The following is a 17,464-nucleotide window of genomic DNA, read 5'->3' as shown; positions in this document are numbered from 1 at the left end:
CCATATTCCGGCCCCGCCTTTTCAGCACATATCAGGCCGGTCCCAGAGCTTCAGCTTTGTGCCGAGCCCAAGCCGCACCGCATTGTCATAGCAGACCTTGCCCCAGGCCACATCCTCCACAGGCATGCCGCCCACGGACATGACCAGGATCTGCTCCGGGCTTTCTCTTCCCGGACGGCGGCCATAGATAATATCACCCAGATCATATATCTCCCTTTTGTCCAGCTTTCCGTCGTGGGCCATGTCGGTAAATTTGGAGCCGATGATATTGTTTGCTCCAAAAGAAGGGTAGGGGAATTCTTCCTCCCATGCCTCATAGAGCCGCATATTATCCACCACAAGCCTGCACTTCCGGGCCAGGAATTCATCCTCCATATCAAAGGCGCTTAAGCCCAGAATCAGCGCGCCCGGCTTCAGCCATTCTCCCTTCACAAAGGGATAGGTGGAAGGATCTGTGCCCCCTGTGTTGGTAAAGGCAATCACATCCGCATCCTTTACCAGTTCCTCCACCGTATCCACAGCTTCGATTTCTGCGAACTGGGGATACGTCTCTCTTACATGAGCAGTAAACCGATCCAGAGAAGCCCTGCCCCGTCCCTTCACCTTCAGCCTGCGGAGGTTCGGGCAGGCCGCCGTCAGCGCCGCAAGCGTCGTTCTTCCCATGACGCCAGGGCCACAGATGGCGCAGACCTCTGAATCCGGATTTGCCAGATATTTCGCTCCTACTCCGGGAATGGCTCCGGTCCGCATGGCACTTAACAGGTTCGCGCTCATCAGGCACAGCGGCGCTCCCGTGTTCTTGTCATTGAGCATCACCACCAGAATGGAACGTGGCAGCCCCAGGGCTTTATTGGCCATATTGGAGCCGTACCATTTCATTCCCATCAGATCAAAGGGTCCGCCCAGGTAGGCCGGCATCGCCATAAATCTCCGGTCGTCTCCCTCATCCTTCGGCATGTTCGGAAAAGGCGAGGTCTTCGGGAAGGAAACCTGACAGCCATGAGAGTTGTGGTTTTCCCCTCCCATACAGTAGTCTCCCGCGTTCAGGCATTTGACAACCTCCTCCATGGCCTCGATACAGCCCTTCATGTCTTTTACACCGGCCCGTATCATATCTTCTTCATTTAAGTACAAAAATTCAATTCCGGGATATTCCATAAGGTTCTCCTCCTGTCCGTTCTGTCCTGTTTTTCTTATTTCATATAGGGCTCCTCCCACAGGTTCAGAACCGTTCCGAGCCCTTTTCTCCGGGCTTCCTGCCAGCACTCCCAGCCCCAGGAGAGATCCTCCAGCGGCATGCCTCCGATGCTGCACATAACCACCTCGTCGTCGGAGGTCCGGCCTTTTGCCTTTCCGTTTACCAGATCCGAAAGATTTACGACCTGGCTTCTTTCCGCCTGGCCGCTATTCACCAGATGGACAAAGTGCATGCCCATAATGCACCATTCCCGCTTCTTTCCAAACTCATCCACCGGTCCTCTGGCGATAAAATTGCTCATATACTTTTCATACATGCCATAATTGTCCACCACCATCCGCGTGCCAAGAAGCTTTTCATATTCCTTCACAAAAAAGCTGCCCATGGAAAATACCGCGGTCCCTTTGTCAAACCAGTCCGGCTTGAATTCCTCCATCTCTGCCTTTGTCACAGACACGGCCTCGCTGACCACATCCGCCTCCCTGCAGGCCTCCTCCAGGGTGGAACAGAGAATAATCTTCTGAATCTGCGGATACTCCGCCTCAATGTACTCCTTCATGGCTCTGGCCGATCTGGATTCCGGCGTGCTGCCCTTGATCTTCACCGTATCGATGCTGGGAAGCGCTTCCATATAGCAGCGCAGAGCGCATTTGTTGATGACGCCCGGGCCGATCAGGGAGAGTACCCTGGAATTCTTTTTCGCCAGGTACTCCGCCGCCAAGGCCGGCATGGCGCCGGTCCGCATGGCGCTTAAAAGATTGGCCGACATAATCGCCAGAGGCGCCCCGGTGTCCACATCGGAAAGTGTTACCAGAAGGATGGAACGGGGCAGCCCCTTCTGCAGATTGTGGCTGTTGGAACCATAATATTTCTGCCCGGCCACATGATATTTTCCGCTCAGGTAGGCCGGCATGGCCATGAAACGCCGGTCCGGCCCGTCATCCAGCGGAAAGCCGGGAATATCGGATTTCGCCGGGAAATTCACCTGCAGGCCGTGCTCGTCGGCCCTCGGGCCTCCCAGCAGGAAATCCTTTTTTCCAAAGAGTGACATGGTCTCCCGCATGGCTTCGATGCAGCGGGCGGCGTTCAGCACGCCCGCTTCTATCATATCTTTCTCACTCAGATATAAAAAATCAATCTTCATTCCTACCGCCTCGATTGCTGTAAAATATCCTGTCCTTACTCTTTCAGTCTCGTCCACATCTCGTCATAGATGGCCAGAGTATCCGTGTCCAGATTCTGCACATACTCCCCTGCCGCGATGACGTCCGCGGGAGGATTTTTCGCCGGATTGGAGGAGAACTCCTCACCCATGGCCTCTATGGCCGCCGTATTCGCGTTCAGGTACGGGAATTCCTCCGATACCATCTGAGCCGTCTCGGAATCCAGCATGAAGTTGATAAATTCCATGGCTTCGTCGTAATGCTCTGTTCCTTTCATGATCGCCCAGTTATCCATAAAGAGGTAGGCTCCCTCTGTGGGATATACCACCTCAATATCCGGATTCTCCTCCATGGCCAGAGCCGCCTCCGCGCTCCACACATAGCCCACGGCGCAGTCCCCGGAAATCAGCGCAGACTTGGGACTGTCAGAATCATACAGACGGATATTATCCTTCAGCGTCAGCAGTTTCTCTTCGATCTGGGAGAGGAGCTCCGGGTCTGTCTCATTCATGCTGTAACCCATGCTGCGGGCCGTCATGCCGATCACTGCCCGGTAATCGTCCAGGACTACCAGGGAATCTGCCAGCGCGGAATCAAAGAGATCCGCATAGGAGGTGATATCGATATCCACCATGGAAGTGTTGACCGCGATAGCTGCCACGCCGCCCTGGTAAGGCACGGAATAGACGTTGCCGGGATCATAGGAGGGGTCCAGATAGGCCTCCCCGATATTGGACAGGTTCGTAAGCGCGTCCTGATCCAGCTCCTCCAGCATATCCTGGGCGATCATCTGCTCAATCATATAATCGCTGGGAAGCACCACATCATAAGCCCCCTCGGACTCGGATTTTACCTTGGCCAGCATATCCTCATTGGAGGAATAGGTGGACACATTGACTGTGATCCCGGTCTCCTCCTCAAATTTTTCAAATACCGCGTCCGGAACGTATTCCGTCCAGACGAACACATTCAACTCTCCGGCATCCCCGGCACCGCTCTCAGAGCTTCCGCAGCCTGTCAGAAGACCGGCCGCCAGCGTCAGTGTCAGCGCAGAACAAATCCATCTCTTTTTCATAATACTTCCTCCTTTTTCCTCTTTTTCACTTTCCTTTTTACTTTTAAAAGATCACTCTGAGTCAGAACCACCAGTACAATCGTACCCAGCAGAATCAGAGTGGAAAGTGCGTTCACATCCGGCGCCACACCGCTCTTGATGCTCTCCATGACCTTGAGCGGAAAGGTCTTCGTCTGGCCATTTACAAAATAGCTGATAATCACATCATCGATAGAGAGCGTAAAGGCCAGAAGCGCTCCTCCCGCGATTCCCGGCGCCAGCACCGGAAGGGTAATCTCAAAAAAGGTCCGTACCCGGTTCGCGCCCAGGTCAAGGCTTGCTTCCTCGATGGAGCTGTCATAGCCCGCAAGCCTGGCTCTTACATTAAAGATTACATATGGAACGCAGAAGGTCACATGAGCCAGAATCAGCGTCAGCATGCCTCTGGGAATATCCACAAGGGCAAAGATCGTCAGAAGGGAGATTCCAAGTACGATCTCCGGAATCACCACCGGTATGTACAGAAGGCCGTCCAGAAGATTTTTTCCCTTAAACTTATACCGGTACATGCCTACCGCTCCCAGGGTCCCGATGACCGTCGCCAGCAGAGTGCTGACAAGGGCAATCACCATGGTATTCCCGAAGGATTCCAGCAGCGCGGAATTATCAAACAATTCCACATACCAGTCCAGCGTAAACCCCTTCCAGCTCAGATAAGGCTTTGAGGTGGTGGCGTTCGTGGAATTTACCACAATGACGCTGATGGGAAGAAATAAAAACAGATAAACCAGAGCGCAGAACAGGGCTCCCAGCCGTTTTCTGGCCCGTTCTCTCTTTTTTCTTTTCATTCAGACTCCTCCTTCCCCGTCAGACGCCAAGGCTCTCCATGCTGCCGCCCATCCTCTGGTACAGCTTCACAAGGATCAGCGTAATCACAATCAGCACGATGGACAGGGCCGCGCCCAGAGGCCAGTTGTTTCCGCTCTGGAACTGCCGTTCAATCAGGTTTCCGATCACATCCGAATTGCCGCCGCCCAGGATATCCGAGATGAAAAAGTATCCGAGGCAGGGAATAAATATCATAATGCTTCCGGAAAAAATGCCTCCGGAGGTCAGCGGCAGGACTACCTCCAGAAAAGTCTTTGCCCGCTTTGCTCCCAGATCCGCCGAAGCCTCCAGAAGGCTCTGATCCAGCTTTTCGATGGACGTGTACAGCGGCAGAATCATAAACGGAAGCAGGCAGTAGACCATGCCCAGAATCGTCGTTCCCCGGTTATACAGGAAATCCAGCGGCCCGTCTGTCAGATGCAGGAACTGCAGCGCCGTATTCAGCCAGCCGTTCGTTCCCAGAAAGGTTCTCCACCCATAGACGCGGATCAGCGAGTTGGTCCAGAAGGGAACGATCACCAGCATATACAGAATCTTTTTGTATTTGCTTTTCGTCCGGGCAATCAGCCAGGAAAAGGGATATCCAATCAGGATACAGATGACCGTGGTCACAAAAGCTATCAGAAGGGACTGCCCGTAGATTTTCAGATAATCTGTGCTCGCCAGGCGGGCGTAATTCTCAGTGGTAAAGCGGAAAACCACATTATAATACTCGTCAATGGAGCAGAAACTCATGACTCCCACATAAATCAGCGGGGCAGCCACAAGAAGAAGCAGCAGAAGCGTCATCGGGCCTGTCATCACCACTGCCGGCAGCGTATTGCTCCGAAAACTGTGCCGGGAATGTTTCTTCGTCTTTTCCAAATTTACGCCACCTCCCTATATCAAAGGCATACTGTCTATCATTTTCAGCACCTGATTCTCCGGATTGTGGAGCAGCACCGCGTCCTTTTCCTCCCACCAGGGATGAATGATGCTTCCGGGCTCCGGCAGTTCCTCTCCTGCCAGGCGGTCCATCTTGATCTCCATGCCGTTCTGCAGAACCGCGATGCATTTCACCACAGAACCCGCGTAGACGTAATCCTTCACCTGAGCCTCCAGCTGGAAGCCCTTGACCGGAGCTGCAGAAAATTTCATCTTCTCCGGCCGCACGGAAACTGTGATGTACTCGTTTCTGGAAAAACCATATCCGCAGCCCCGGATCACGCCGTTTTCGATACGGACCGCCACCCTGCCCATGGCAAGCTCCTTGATATTGCCCTCAAAAATATTGGTCTCTCCGATGAAAGTCGCCACAAATTTCGTCCGGGGCTGCTCGTAAATTTCCTCCGGAGTCCCAAGCTGATCCAGAATCCCGTCGTGCATGACCGCGATCCGGTCGCTCATGGTCAGCGCTTCCTCCTGGTCATGGGTCACATAGATGAAGGTAATGTTCAGCTTCCTCTGGAGCCGCTTCAGCTCCAGCTGCATCTGCTTGCGCAGCTTCAGATCCAGGGCTCCCAGAGGCTCATCCAGAAGCAGCACGCGGGGCCGGTTTATAAGGGCCCGGGCGATGGCCACTCTCTGCTTCTGCCCGCCGGAAAGCTGGGACGGATACCGCTCCTCAAAGCCTGTGAGCTGTACCAGAGCCATGATTTCCTTCACTCTCCGGGCGATCTCCGTCTTCGGCACCTTCTTCATTTTCAGTCCGTAGGCGACGTTATCGTAAATGGTTTTGTGGGGAAACAGAGCATAGCTCTGAAATACCGTATTGACGTTTCTTTCAAAAGGCTCCTTTTCCTCCACCGCCTGGCCCTCCACCAGGATGCTGCCCGAAGTCGGCTCCTCGAAACCCGCGATCATCCGCAGCGTCGTGGTCTTGCCGCAGCCTGATGAACCCAGCAGGGTCAGAAACTCTCCTTCTTCCACGGAAAGGTTCAAATTCTTTACCACATGATTTTTTCCGAAATATTTGTTTACACCTTCCAGCTGTACAATGCCGCTCATATATCCACCTCTTCCGACTGCTCTTTTTCTGAAGCGGGCAGGCCCGCGTCCGCCGTCCGCTACAGAGCTTTGAATCCCCGCTCTCCTGTACGGATACGGACGACCTCCTCAATGTTTCTCACAAAGATTTTTCCGTCTCCCGCATGGTCTGTGGCACATCTTTCCCGGACGGCCGAGATAATCGGCTCCACATCCTGGTCGTTGACCACCACCTCAATGCGGATCTTGGGCAGCAGATTGATGGTCGTCTGAAAGCCCTTCAGCTCTCTGGTTCCCTGCTCCTCCACCATGCCTTTCTGAGTTCCGCAGCCCATGACCGTGGACAGAGTCATGCCTCCGCAGTTCACCTCGTCCAGAATGTGCTTAATGTCCTCCAGCTTTTCAGGTCTTACGATAATGATAATTTCTTTCATAAACGCTCCTCCGTTCACCGTCTGTCCATATACGGCAAAGGGAGCTGTCTTTTGAGACAGCTCCCTTGCTTTCAGGTCTTGCTATAAGATTTTCGTTTTTCTGCTAATTGATATCTGAGAATATACTCCTTTCCGTACCACGTTTCAAGTGCTCTTTCAGACCATCTTTCCGGGTATTTCGTACCATTTCTGGCCCTTTTGTGTTACATTCCGCCTGCTTTTATTCCATCTCCCGCACCATTTTGAAAAGCTGTACCCTGCTTCTGGTTCCCATTTTATGGTGAATGCTGGAGATATGTTTCTTCAGGGTGTTCGGACTGATGGAGGCCTCCTCGCAGATTCCGGCGCTGTCTTTTCCTTCCAGAAGAAGCTTCAGAATCGCGGTCTCCCTCCGGGTCAGCTCATAGCGCTCCGCCGCCTGGGATACCGAAAGCTTTCCACCCGCCTGTTCGTCCCGGTTCCTGCTGCGGGACAGGCGCCAGGCCAGATGCTCCTTTAAAATGTCCAGCACAAAGATATCCTCATACTGGAAATCCTGCTTCCCGATGGTCCGGTACAGGCTCACCACGCCGAGAAATCTCTTGTTTCTCGCAAGCACCATCTGCAGAGCGAAATGCCAGTTGTTCGGCCTGTAGACCTTCTGGTAATATTCCGTCTGCACCCGGGCCTCATCGGAGATAATATCCGTCTCCCTGTAAATCAGCGTCTTGCCGCTGTACATGATTCCCCTGCTGTAATCCAGCTCGTCATAGGCGGCGCTTAAGCCCGGGTCACAGTTGATGGTCACCGGATCGCAGAGACCTTCGCCCTCCTGGCTGGCCAGATAAAAATCCGCGCTGTCAAAGTCAATCACCATTTTCAACTGCTCCAGGAACTGCTGCCGCATGGTCTCAAAATCCTCCGTGGTATAAATCCTGTAGATCATGCTGTTCAGCAGCAGCCAGTCGTTCGTCTCAAAAGCTCTCATGGTCCCACCTCCGTATACCATTATCCTGCTCTGTGGCAGGGAACCCTGTCTCCGGGGAAAAAAGGGGGCTCCCCGCTCTCGCGGGAAGCCCCCTTCGGCCTGCGCGCCTGGAAGCGCGCGTCTTTTTTGCTTTATTATAGCGGCATCAAACCAGAAATGCAAGCGGCAAATCTGACACATAACACCCCGCCGGCTCCTTCTTTCCCCTCCTTATGGCTGCAACGGCTGCACTTTAATCAAAAATTCTCGTAATATCCCTGTACCGATTTACCACCCGGTAAATCTCCACATACTCTTCTCCCACTTTATAAATGATCACGTAATTCTCCCAAGCTGCATACTTGTAATCTGTTCGGAAACTGACTCTTCTGGAGAGATCTGCACCTATCCCCGGAAACATTTGAAGATTCTCAAATTTACCATAAATTTCTTTCATCGTCTTTGCAGCACATTCTGCATTATCCTCAGCGATATACTCACGAATTTCTTTTAAATCCGCTGCAACCAATGGGTTAATTCGTAATTTCAGCATCGTTTACTCCCCTACAAGTGCTTTTAATTCATCCAAGCTAAGCCAGCCTTCGCCGTCTTTGACTGCCTCCTCTGCCTCCTGTAACCTCATTAATAGCTTTTTCTCTGCACGATCACGCTCATAATCTTCTATATCAAGCACAACAAACCGTCCTCTGCCATTCTTAGTAAGATATACAGGTTCACCTTTGCGGCAGTTTTTCAGGACTTCATTATAATTTCTCAAATCAGATACCGGTAAAATATTTGCCATATTCTTTCAGCTCCTTCCTTGATTCCATATTGTTTCTGCTATCTATATTATACCCAAAAAGCTGTAAAATTCAACGTGAAATTTTACAGCTTTTATTCATGTACCATTTTCCATTAATCAACAAAGTAACGTCTATACCCTATAGAGCAAATGAAAACCACTGACCACACAGTTCTCACAGCAGAATCATGGAAACAAGCACCGTAATGATTCCGCAGACGCCGATGGCAAGGCCGCTCATAGCTCCCTCCGTCTCGCCCAGCTCCAGCGCCCGGGAGGTTCCCACCGCGTGGCTGCAGGCTCCGATGGCCAGGCCGGCTGTCACGGGATTGTCCACCCGAAACAGGCGGATCAGGAAAGGCGCCAGAATGCTTCCGAGAATTCCCGTGAAAATCACCGCGATCACAGTCACCGGCACAATACCGCCGTGGGACTGGCAGACCTCCATGGCAATGGGGGTGGTGATGGATTTCGGGATCAGGGAGGCTGTCATGGCCTCATCCAGGCCGAAAAGCTGACAGAGCAGCCAGACGCTTCCCATGGATGCCAGGGAACCTACCGTACAGCCCACCACAATGGGAATACAGTTTTTCTTCAGGATCTGTATCTTTGTATAGATCGACACTGCCAGGCAGGCCGTGGCAGGGGTCAGAAACATATTGATGACGGCTCCGCCCTCGTTGTAGCTCTCATAGGGAATATCAAAAGCCAGAAGCACCACCGATGTAAGCAGGATCGCAATCAGCAGCGGATTGCACAGAACCGATTTCAGCTGCTTCTGAAGCTTTACGCCGATCCAGAAGGTCAGAATACTGAGGGCGATTCCAAAGAAAGGAGAAGAAAATATATCACTCATCTGTCTGCTCCTTTCCTCCGGCCAAGCAGCCAGATGGTAAGACGGATGCTGTAGGCAGTGGCCGCAAAGGTGATAACCGTGGTAATCACGCAGATCAGCAGAAGCGGCAGCCAGTTCGCTTTCAGGATATCCAGATAGTTGATCACATTCACTCCGGCCGGAATGAAAAAGAAAGCCATATTCGCCAGAAGAAAATCCGACTTCTCCCGGATATGGTCAATCTTCAGCACGCCTGTCATCAGACAGAGCAGCAGAAGCAGCATGGCAATGACACTGGCCGGAAAGGCGATGGGTAAAAGCTCCTCAATCACCGTGGCGATCCAGCACAGGGAAAAGATAATCCCGAACTGTTTGATAATTTTCATAACTTACTCCCTCCTGCCGCCTCCCCGGGCGGCAATGTTTCTCATAAAGTACTTAAATCCACCCGCCGTCCAGCCGGATGATCTGTCCGGTCAGATAGGACGGGCGCTCCGCAAGGGTATAAATCAGATCCGCCGCTTCCGAAGGAAGGGCAAACCGTCCGGCAGGGATCTCCTCTGCAATCTCCTGACGCTCCTCCGGAGAAAAACAGGCGTTCATATCCGTATCCACCGCTCCGCAGGCCACCGCGTTCACCGCGATGCCGCTGGGAGCCAGTTCCTTGGCCAGCGCCCGGGTCAGGGCATTGACCGCTCCTTTGGAGGCGGAATAGGCCGCCTCGCAGGAAGCCCCCACACAGCCCCAGACGGAGGACACATTGATGATGGAACCGGACTTTCTGCGGAGCATATAGGGAATGGCCGCTCTTGCGCAGAGGAAAGCAGAGGTTACATTGGTGCGCATAACCTCCTCCCATTCTTCCAGGGACATTTCCTCCAGAAGGCCCACCCGGGAGATTCCCGCGTTATTAACCAGCACGCCGGCGCCCCCGAAGCTCTCTTCTATCCTGCCGAAAAATTCCCGGACCGCTTCCTCCCGTCCCATGTCTCCCATATAGGTCAGGCAGGTGATCCCCCATTTGGCGTGAAGTCTCCGGGCCAGCTCCTCCAATGTTTCCCGGGAACGGACACAGGAAAGAGCCAGGTTCCAGCCGCCGGCCGCGAAGCGCTCTGCCGCCGCGGCTCCTATCCCTCGGGACGCTCCCGTGATCACCGCGCATTTCTGTTTCATTCTATGCAAATCCTTTCTGTTTTCTTACAGTCATGTTCCCTTTTCCTTCGGAATCCGCCGCGTTTTTCGGATTCGGAACGGGCAGGAAAAGTAAAAGCCGTATTCATGATACACCACTTTATTTATTTTCACAAGACACAGTTTACACGCATATCTTATGGGTGAAGAATGTACTTTCAGTTGATAAGGAGATTGCATGGCGACAAAAATAGTAGTGGACGCCGGACACGGCGGGAGCAACCCCGGCGCGGTATATCAGGGCCGCCGGGAAAGCGATGATGCCCTGCGCCTTGCCATGGCGGTAGGACGGATTCTGGAGGAAAACGGCTATGACGTGAGCTACACAAGAACTACGGACACCACCCAGTCCGTAGGGCAGAAGGCAGCCATCGCCAACGAAGAAGGAGCGGATCTTTTCGTCTCGATTCACCGGAACGCTGCAGAGTATCCCGGGAAATATTCGGGAGTCCAGACACTGATCTACGACGATTCCGGCATCAAAAAGGAAATGGCCCAGAACATCAACGCCAATCTGGAGCGTCTGGGGTTCCGCAACGCAGGCGTAAGCATCCGTCCCAATCTGGTGGTGCTGAACAGCACGCAGATGCCCGCCCTTCTTGTGGAGGCAGGATTCATCGACAGCACTACAGATAATCAGCTGTTTGATTCCCGATTCCAGGCCATAGCCCAGGGGATCGCTGACGGCATCATGGAAACACTGGAAAATCAGAATGTATCAGGAGGAGGAAATATGACTGGAAATTCGATGGGAAACAATATGGGAAATAATATAATGGGAAACGGGCAGAACTGCCCTGTATGCCCCTCCATGCCTGAGGGCACAGGCCCGGAGCAGGAACTGTACCGGGTGCAGGCAGGGGCCTTCCGCGACCGGCAGAACGCCGACAATCTGTTAAGCCTTCTGGAAAACGACGGCTTCCCGGCCTACATCATTTACCAGGATGGCCTGTATAAGGTGCAGGTAGGAGCATATTCCCGTTTAAGCAACGCCATCGCCATGGAGCGGGAAGTGCGCCAGAAGGGATACAATACTTATATTACCACGTAAATACCATACACGAAGGGAGCCGCCCACTGAAGGAACGGCTCCCTGCTTTCATTCTTTCAGCTCTTTCGGCCGGATTTTCCATACATTCTCAGCAGTCCCACTGATACTTTTTCAAATCCACACAGCCGTTTCTTTTCAGCTCCACGCCTTCCTCATGCAGCAGCTCCTCCTGCTCTCTCCAGCCCGGCGCCGGCCTTCCCGCATGGTTCACGACCCGGTGGCAGGGATACTGCCCGTAATATTCCGCCATGCTTAGCACCTTTCCCACCAGCCTGGAATTTTTCTCCCGGCCAATGAGTCTGGCGATCTGTCCATAGGTGGCCACACATCCTTCCGGGATCTCTTCCACCACGGAAAGAATCTCATAAATTAGGTCTTCATCCAGAACGTGCTTCATTCCCCGTGCTCCGCGTCCTTGACCGCCTCTCCGTAATTTCGGATGATGACCTCTTTTCCGGTCCGCTTCTTCGGATCGGAATTGATGGCCCGGCGCACGTCAATCTCCTCAATCAGAAAACCGTCATACAGTTCCCGGATCAGCTCCGTATTATGGTTGGTCAGCATGCAGTATACGCCTTCGTCCGTCAGCCGGCGGAACAGGCCTGCCAGCCGGCGGTGCTCCTCCTCCGCAAAGCCTTCCTTCGTATAAGAATCAAAAGAGGCGGGATTCAAAGGGGCATAGGGGCTGTCAAAATAAACGAAATCCCCTTTCTTTATCCCTTTCAGAGATGCCTCAAAGTCCTGACAGGTGATTGTCACAGATTTCAGAAAAGCGGAAATCCGTTTAATGTTCTCCATATCCATGGAGCGTACCTGCTGCTTCTGATTCCAGGGCACATTAAACTGGCCCTGGGTATTCACCCGGTACAGGCCGTTAAAGCAGTGCTTGTTCAGATAAATGAACAGGGCTGCCATCTCTGTGTCATAATCCTGCAGCCTCAGCTTCTCATTGTAGCGGCTCCGCATCTCATAATAGTATTCCTTAGTACAGGTCACCTTGTCCATGGTATCCAGGAGCACCAGAATCGTATCCAGATGATCCCGGATCTCTGTATAGGTATGGACCAGTTCTCTGTTAATATCATTTAAGAAAGCCCGCTCCGGCTCCAGATAGAGAGCCAGGGCTCCGCCTCCCACAAAGGGTTCATAATATATTCCATATTCATCAGGCATGCGCAACGTAAGCTGCTCCAGCATCTGTCTTTTTCCGCCTGCCCACTTCACAAACGGCACCATCATTCCTGTATTCATCATTTCTCCCCGTTCTTCTTATATTCCTTCTGCCTCCGGCAGTCTTTCCCTTATCACAGGAACACAGCGGGCATGACGCCCGCTGCGCATATCTCTAGTCTACCCCAAACGCACCGTCTGGTCAATCCTTGCATGGCAAATCATGATTCCGAAGGTTCTTTCCCGGTTACTGTCAAAACTTTCTTATCTCATCCTCATCCCCGGCGTCTTTTTCAATGGAACGGATCACCACATCGTAGCCGCCGTCTCCCACCTGTACATGGACCCGGTCTCCCGCCTTATGACCCTGGATGGCCTTTCCAAGGGGCGATTCAATGCTGATGCGCCCTTCCATGGAATTTCCGCGGATGGAAGTCACGAGCTTGATCCATTCTGTCTCGTCCTCATCCTCATAATAAAGCTCCACGCGGGTATTCAGCCCTATCTCATCGGCGCCGGATTCATCCTCGATAATCTCAGCCGTGCGCAGCATCCGCTCCAGGTAGCGGATTCGGCTTTCATTCTGGTTTTTCTCGCGCTTTGCCGCGTAATACTCAAAATTTTCGCTTAAGTCTCCCTGCGCCCGGGCCTCTTTCACCGCCTCGATGGCCTCTTTGCGCACCACAAGCTTTCTGTGGTCAATCTCTTCCTGTATCTTTTCCACGTCATGCTTTGTCAGCTGCTCCCGCATCAAAAATCCCTCTTTTCCATATTTCTTTTGTCCAGTGTCCGGACAGAGATACCGTTGACCTCCACAGAATCGTCCACCGGGATCACCAGACACTGGCGGCCGTCTATCATTCTGGTTTCCACCAGATCGGCCCTTTCCGGATTCACCTGAATCACCACATCCGGCGTCTTAATCTCAAATTTTCTCGTATTGATGATATTGGAGGCCAGAAATTCTGTCTGGGCGCCCGCCGTCTCCTCGTAGCGCTCCTCCAGCTCTTCAAACTTCTCCGCGTCCACGCCGCTGCCTGCCAGAAGCTGTTTTACCTCAGCCTTGTCAAGCACCAGCGGCTCCGGCTCGTCTTTCCGCTCCTCCACCAGCTCCTGGAGCTTTTCGTGGATATTGCGGACCGCCTCATAATCGCATTCCTCGCCCAGAGTCTCCTCAATCATGGCGTTGAAGGTTTCCTTCTGATCTCCCGCGGACAGAGGCGTGCTGCAGCCAAAAAGCTTTTCCACAAAATCATCCCGCAGCTCCTCCGGATTCTTGGAATAATATAGCATACTGTGCAGATCCGTGCTTCTGTCCTGGAATGCCGGAAACAGGAAGCCTGCCATGGGAAGCTCCACCAGCCAGTCCCGCACCCGGGAGCCGAACCGGTTATTCTCCGCGTCGTAGCTTAAGCCTGCTTTGGACAGGTTTACAGGACAGACCGCACAGAGCAGATACTCGTACACCTCGTCGGAAGCGTCAAACATTTCCTCGTTGTCAGAAGACTTTCCCGGTATATCATATGCGCCATGGACCAGAAGAATCAGATAATTTTCTCCATAGTCAAAGCTCTCGATGATCCGGTCATAAAATTCCTCCAGAAGCTCGTCGTCCTTCAGACGGCTTTCCTTAAGGCGCATGAGAAATTCCTGGGCCCCGCCCTCCATCTCCGCGTCCAGCGGAAATTCCAGATTGATCAGGTTCTTTCCTACGGTTCCCGACAGGCTCTTCCGGAAAATCTCAAAATACTTGAAGCACTCTTCCTCCGATTGCGAGAGAAACGCTTCCTTCATCTCGCTTTTTTTATTCTTTTCTCCGTCCACATAGCAGGCGCAGAGCCGCGTCAGCGCGCAGTTCTCCGGCGTCAGCTGCTTTTTGATTTCGGATATCTCTTTCTTATTCATCTATATCTCCTGCTTTCCTCATTCTCTGTCATTTTGTAACGGTTCTGTTTCTTTCCTGTAAGAATTGGGCCCGCACTGAATCGCTATCCGTTTTCTTCTTCCGTACTTCCTGCGCGGATCTCCTCGATGAGCCGCCGCGTGTCCTCCGAAAGCTGCTCAAACAGGTAGTTCTTTCCGCCCGGCTCCGTCTGGCTGACCGTCTCCCGCAGCTGTTCCTTCGTAAGCTGCACCAGCTCATGAAGTCCGGCCGCCGACAGCCTGGCCGCTCCCTGGCCCAGAATAATCACCTGTTCCAGACCGTCGGACGTAGCCACCGTCACCCGGTGCTTTCTTCCGATCTCGTGAACCGTCTTTTCTATGTACTGATCGGCCGTCTCGGCCTCCTTTGTATACACTACATGGATATTGTGGTATTTCATGACTTCGCCCCGGTTTCCTTCCACCCGGTAGGCGTCAAATACCAGAATCACCGTACAGCCAAGAGCTCCCTGCAGATCGCAGAGAATGTCCATCAGCCGTCCCCTGGCCGATTCCAGGTTCAGCTCTGACAGCTCTTTGAGCTCGTCCCAGGCAAAAATAATATTGTAGCCGTCCACCAGAAGATATTCCTTTTCTCCTCTCCGGCTCTTGATCTTACGGACCGGCTCATCCTCCGGATCGGGACGGAAGACCCTCTCCCGGCGTCCCACACCCTGCCGGTCACGGCGGATAGGGCCATAAGTACGCTCAAAAATTTCCTCCAGCTCCTTCGGATCTACCGCGCCCAGAGAGGAACGGCTCTGCCTGGCGGCGGCAAGGCCGGTGCGCTCTGCCGTCTTTTCAGGCCGGAGCGCGCTTTCCAGGTGCATATAGGAAAAGACCTGATTCCAGGGCACATAAAAGCCTGCCCCGTGGGCGCAGAAGACAGACCCTGTGGGATTCTCCGCATCCAGTTCCGAGTCGTAGCCTGCTGCCGCGATCACCTCATCCGCGTCCGCGCAGGGACCGTAGCCCTTCAGCACGCAGGAAAATCTGCCTTCTCCTTTTGTGTAGGCAGTCACCTCAGCGCTGTACCCCTGCAGCTTCGATACCGGAGCCATGCCGGTCAGCAGCATCAGTCTGCCTTCCTGGCCCGGCTCAGAAAAGCTTCCTCCCATCTTCTGGATGTCCGTCATGGCCCGGCCTACCCGGTCCGGCGGCACCTCCAGACGGAACTCATAAAAGGGCTCCAGAAGCACAGACTCCGCCTGCTTCAGGCCCTGGCGCACTGCCCGGTAGGTAGCCTGGCGGAAATCACCGCCCTCCGTGTGCTTGGGATGGGCCCTGCCGGACATCAGCGTGATCTTCATATCCGTGATGTCCGATCCCGTCAGCACTCCCGGATGGTTCCTCTCCCGCAGATGAGTCAGAATCAGCCTCTGCCAGTTCCGGTCCAGCACATCCTCGCTGCAGCGGCTTTCAAAGACCAGTCCGCTGCCCGGCTTCCCGGGCTCCAGCAGAAGATGGACCTCCGCATAGTGGCGCAGGGGCTCAAAATGGCCCACGCCCTCCACAGTGTTCCGAATCGTCTCCTTATATACGATACTGCCCGCGCCGAATTCCACCGGCACGCCAAAGCGCTCTTCCATCAGATTTTTTAAAATCTCCAGCTGAACCTCGCCCATCACACGGACATGAATCTCTCCAAGCTCCTCTCTCCAGACCACATGGAGCTCCGGAAGCTCCTCCTCCAGGGTCCTTAAATTTCCCAGGAGCTCATGAAGATTGACGCCCTCCGGCGGAAGAAGCTGATAAGTCAGCACAGGTTCCAGCTCCGGCACAGGTCCGTTCTCCTCAAGGCCAAGCCCCTCTCCCTCATAAGTGCGGGACAGACCCGTCACTGCGCAGACCGTCCCTGCCTCCGCTTCCTGAATGGGCTGAAATCCGGCCCCGGAATAGAGCCGGAGCTGGTCTGCCTTTTCTTCCCATACCTCTCCGTCCCGCTCTCCGGTCAGATTCTGCTTCACCTTCAGGCTGCCTCCGGTCACCTTCAGATAGCTCAGACGGTTTCCCTGGCCGTCTCTTCCTATCTTATAGACACGCGCGCCAAACTCCCCGGGATAAGACGGGCAGATCAGAAAACGCCCAAGCCCCTTCAGGAACTCTTCCACGCCCTCATCCTTCAAAGCGGAACCAAAATAACAGGGAAACACCTTTCTGTCCGCTATCTTTTCCGCGATTCGTTCATCCGGGAGCTCTCCCTTCTCCAGATATGCTTCCAGAAGCTCCTCATCACAGACCGCCAGATCCTCCCACAGCTCCCCTGGGCCGCGGTCCTCTGAGAAGTCCACGCACCGCTCGTCAAGCTCCGCTCTCAGCTCTGCCAGCAGGGTTTCTCTGTCCGTTCCCTGCTGATCCATCTTGTTGATAAAGAGAAAGACCGGAATCCGGTACTGGGACAGCAGGCGCCACAGGGTTCTCACATGGCCCTGCACACCGTCCGCTCCGCTGATAACGAGAATACAGTAATCCAGTATCCACAGGGTGCGCTCCATTTCCGCCGAAAAATCCACATGTCCCGGCGTGTCCACAAGAGCTGCCTGAATCAGAGATTCCCGCTCTGCCCCGCTGTCATCCGCGCCGCTTCGGGCGGCCAGGGCCAGCTGCGCCTGGCTGGCGAAAATCGTGATTCCTCTGGACCGCTCCAGCTCATAGGTATCCATATGGGTATCCCCATGATCCACCCGTCCGGCTTTACGGATGCTGCCGCAGTGGTAAAGCATACTCTCCGCAAGGGTCGTCTTCCCGGCGTCCACATGGGCCAACAGACCCGCACAAATATGTTTGATAGGCTTCGTTTCGTTGGCCTGTCGGCCCATAAAAAATCCTCCTCTCGTAAAG

Annotated in this window: 19 protein-coding genes; 1 reads left to right on the top strand and 18 read right to left on the bottom strand. The window is 53.6% G+C overall.

The genetic code is table 11. The features are described 5' to 3' along the window. Nucleotides 1–21: 21 nt before the first annotated feature. The 13 genes from B5E77_RS11670 to ymfI form a co-directional block, all read right to left on the bottom strand. A complete protein-coding gene (locus B5E77_RS11670; RefSeq protein WP_087165539.1) occupies nt 22–1,158 on the bottom strand; it encodes a tyramine oxidase subunit B in 1,137 nt (378 codons plus the stop codon). 35 nt (nt 1,159–1,193) lie between these two features. Next, nucleotides 1,194–2,342 (bottom strand): tyramine oxidase subunit B, encoded by a 1,149-nt coding sequence (locus B5E77_RS11665; RefSeq protein WP_087165538.1) that lies wholly within the window; start codon nt 2,340–2,342, stop codon nt 1,194–1,196. A gap of 35 nt (nt 2,343–2,377) precedes the next feature. After that, nucleotides 2,378–3,436, bottom strand: coding sequence for an ABC transporter substrate-binding protein (locus tag B5E77_RS11660; protein WP_087165537.1), 1,059 nt, complete (start codon nt 3,434–3,436; stop codon nt 2,378–2,380). After that, nucleotides 3,433–4,263: an ABC transporter permease gene (locus B5E77_RS11655; protein WP_087165536.1), complete on the bottom strand. Its 831-nt coding sequence runs from the start codon at nt 4,261–4,263 to the stop codon at nt 3,433–3,435. Before B5E77_RS11655 ends, B5E77_RS11660 begins: the two co-directional genes overlap by 4 nt. A 19-nt stretch (nt 4,264–4,282) precedes the next feature. Further along, the gene (locus B5E77_RS11650; protein ID WP_330394687.1) at nt 4,283–5,167 is read right to left on the bottom strand and encodes an ABC transporter permease; all 885 of its coding nucleotides are present in this window, start codon (nt 5,165–5,167) and stop codon (nt 4,283–4,285) included. A 15-nt stretch (nt 5,168–5,182) separates the two neighbouring features. Further along, the gene (locus B5E77_RS11645; protein WP_087165535.1) at nt 5,183–6,289 is read right to left on the bottom strand and encodes an ABC transporter ATP-binding protein; all 1,107 of its coding nucleotides are present in this window, start codon (nt 6,287–6,289) and stop codon (nt 5,183–5,185) included. A gap of 59 nt (nt 6,290–6,348) precedes the next feature. After that, entirely contained in the window at nt 6,349–6,702 is a 354-nt protein-coding gene (locus tag B5E77_RS11640) for a P-II family nitrogen regulator (protein WP_087165534.1), read from the bottom strand. 220 nt (nt 6,703–6,922) lie between these two features. Further along, nucleotides 6,923–7,669 (bottom strand): helix-turn-helix transcriptional regulator, encoded by a 747-nt coding sequence (locus tag B5E77_RS11635; RefSeq protein WP_087165533.1) that lies wholly within the window; start codon nt 7,667–7,669, stop codon nt 6,923–6,925. A gap of 232 nt (nt 7,670–7,901) precedes the next feature. Next, nucleotides 7,902–8,201, bottom strand: a complete 300-nt coding sequence (locus B5E77_RS11630) for a type II toxin-antitoxin system RelE/ParE family toxin (RefSeq protein WP_087165532.1) — start codon at nt 8,199–8,201, stop codon at nt 7,902–7,904. 3 nt (nt 8,202–8,204) lie between these two features. Beyond that, nucleotides 8,205–8,453, bottom strand: a complete 249-nt coding sequence (locus tag B5E77_RS11625; protein ID WP_087165531.1) for a type II toxin-antitoxin system prevent-host-death family antitoxin — start codon at nt 8,451–8,453, stop codon at nt 8,205–8,207. 175 nt (nt 8,454–8,628) lie between these two features. Next, nucleotides 8,629–9,309, bottom strand: coding sequence for an LrgB family protein (locus tag B5E77_RS11620; RefSeq protein ID WP_087165530.1), 681 nt, complete (start codon nt 9,307–9,309; stop codon nt 8,629–8,631). After that, nucleotides 9,306–9,674 carry a CidA/LrgA family protein gene (locus B5E77_RS11615; protein WP_087165529.1) on the bottom strand — a complete coding sequence of 123 codons (369 nt, stop codon included), beginning with the start codon at nt 9,672–9,674 and terminating at the stop codon, nt 9,306–9,308. Before B5E77_RS11615 ends, B5E77_RS11620 begins: the two co-directional genes overlap by 4 nt. Nucleotides 9,675–9,726: 52 nt before the next feature. Next, nucleotides 9,727–10,461 (bottom strand): elongation factor P 5-aminopentanone reductase, encoded by a 735-nt coding sequence (ymfI, locus tag B5E77_RS11610; protein ID WP_087165528.1) that lies wholly within the window; start codon nt 10,459–10,461, stop codon nt 9,727–9,729. Between the two features lie 196 nt (nt 10,462–10,657). Here ymfI and B5E77_RS11605 point away from each other — a divergent pair, with 196 nt between their 5' ends. Beyond that, entirely contained in the window at nt 10,658–11,530 is an 873-nt protein-coding gene (locus B5E77_RS11605; RefSeq protein WP_087165527.1) for an N-acetylmuramoyl-L-alanine amidase, read from the top strand. A gap of 88 nt (nt 11,531–11,618) precedes the next feature. On the opposite strand, the gene B5E77_RS11600 is transcribed toward B5E77_RS11605, so the two are convergent. From B5E77_RS11600 to B5E77_RS11580, 5 genes are all read right to left on the bottom strand, one after another. Next, the gene (locus tag B5E77_RS11600; RefSeq protein ID WP_087165526.1) at nt 11,619–11,927 is read right to left on the bottom strand and encodes an MGMT family protein; all 309 of its coding nucleotides are present in this window, start codon (nt 11,925–11,927) and stop codon (nt 11,619–11,621) included. Then, the gene (locus tag B5E77_RS11595; protein WP_330394686.1) at nt 11,924–12,784 is read right to left on the bottom strand and encodes a DNA adenine methylase; all 861 of its coding nucleotides are present in this window, start codon (nt 12,782–12,784) and stop codon (nt 11,924–11,926) included. Before B5E77_RS11595 ends, B5E77_RS11600 begins: the two co-directional genes overlap by 4 nt. A 169-nt stretch (nt 12,785–12,953) precedes the next feature. After that, nucleotides 12,954–13,451 (bottom strand): transcription elongation factor GreA, encoded by a 498-nt coding sequence (gene greA, locus B5E77_RS11590; RefSeq protein WP_087165524.1) that lies wholly within the window; start codon nt 13,449–13,451, stop codon nt 12,954–12,956. Next, on the bottom strand, nt 13,451–14,605 hold the full coding sequence (locus B5E77_RS11585; RefSeq protein WP_087165523.1) for a DUF4317 domain-containing protein: 1,155 nt from the start codon (nt 14,603–14,605) through the stop codon (nt 13,451–13,453). The genes greA and B5E77_RS11585 overlap by 1 nt, the downstream gene beginning before the upstream one ends. A gap of 83 nt (nt 14,606–14,688) precedes the next feature. Next, complete coding sequence (locus B5E77_RS11580) at nt 14,689–17,442, bottom strand: translation factor GTPase family protein (RefSeq protein WP_087165522.1); 2,754 nt, start codon at nt 17,440–17,442, stop codon at nt 14,689–14,691. Nucleotides 17,443–17,464: the final 22 nt, after the last annotated feature.

It is taken from the genome of Lachnoclostridium sp. An131, assembly GCF_002160825.1.
Taxonomy (GTDB): domain Bacteria; phylum Bacillota; class Clostridia; order Lachnospirales; family Lachnospiraceae; genus Laedolimicola.
The sequence above is the reverse complement of the archived record's forward strand: the minus strand, read 5'-3'. Positions and strand labels throughout refer to the sequence as shown.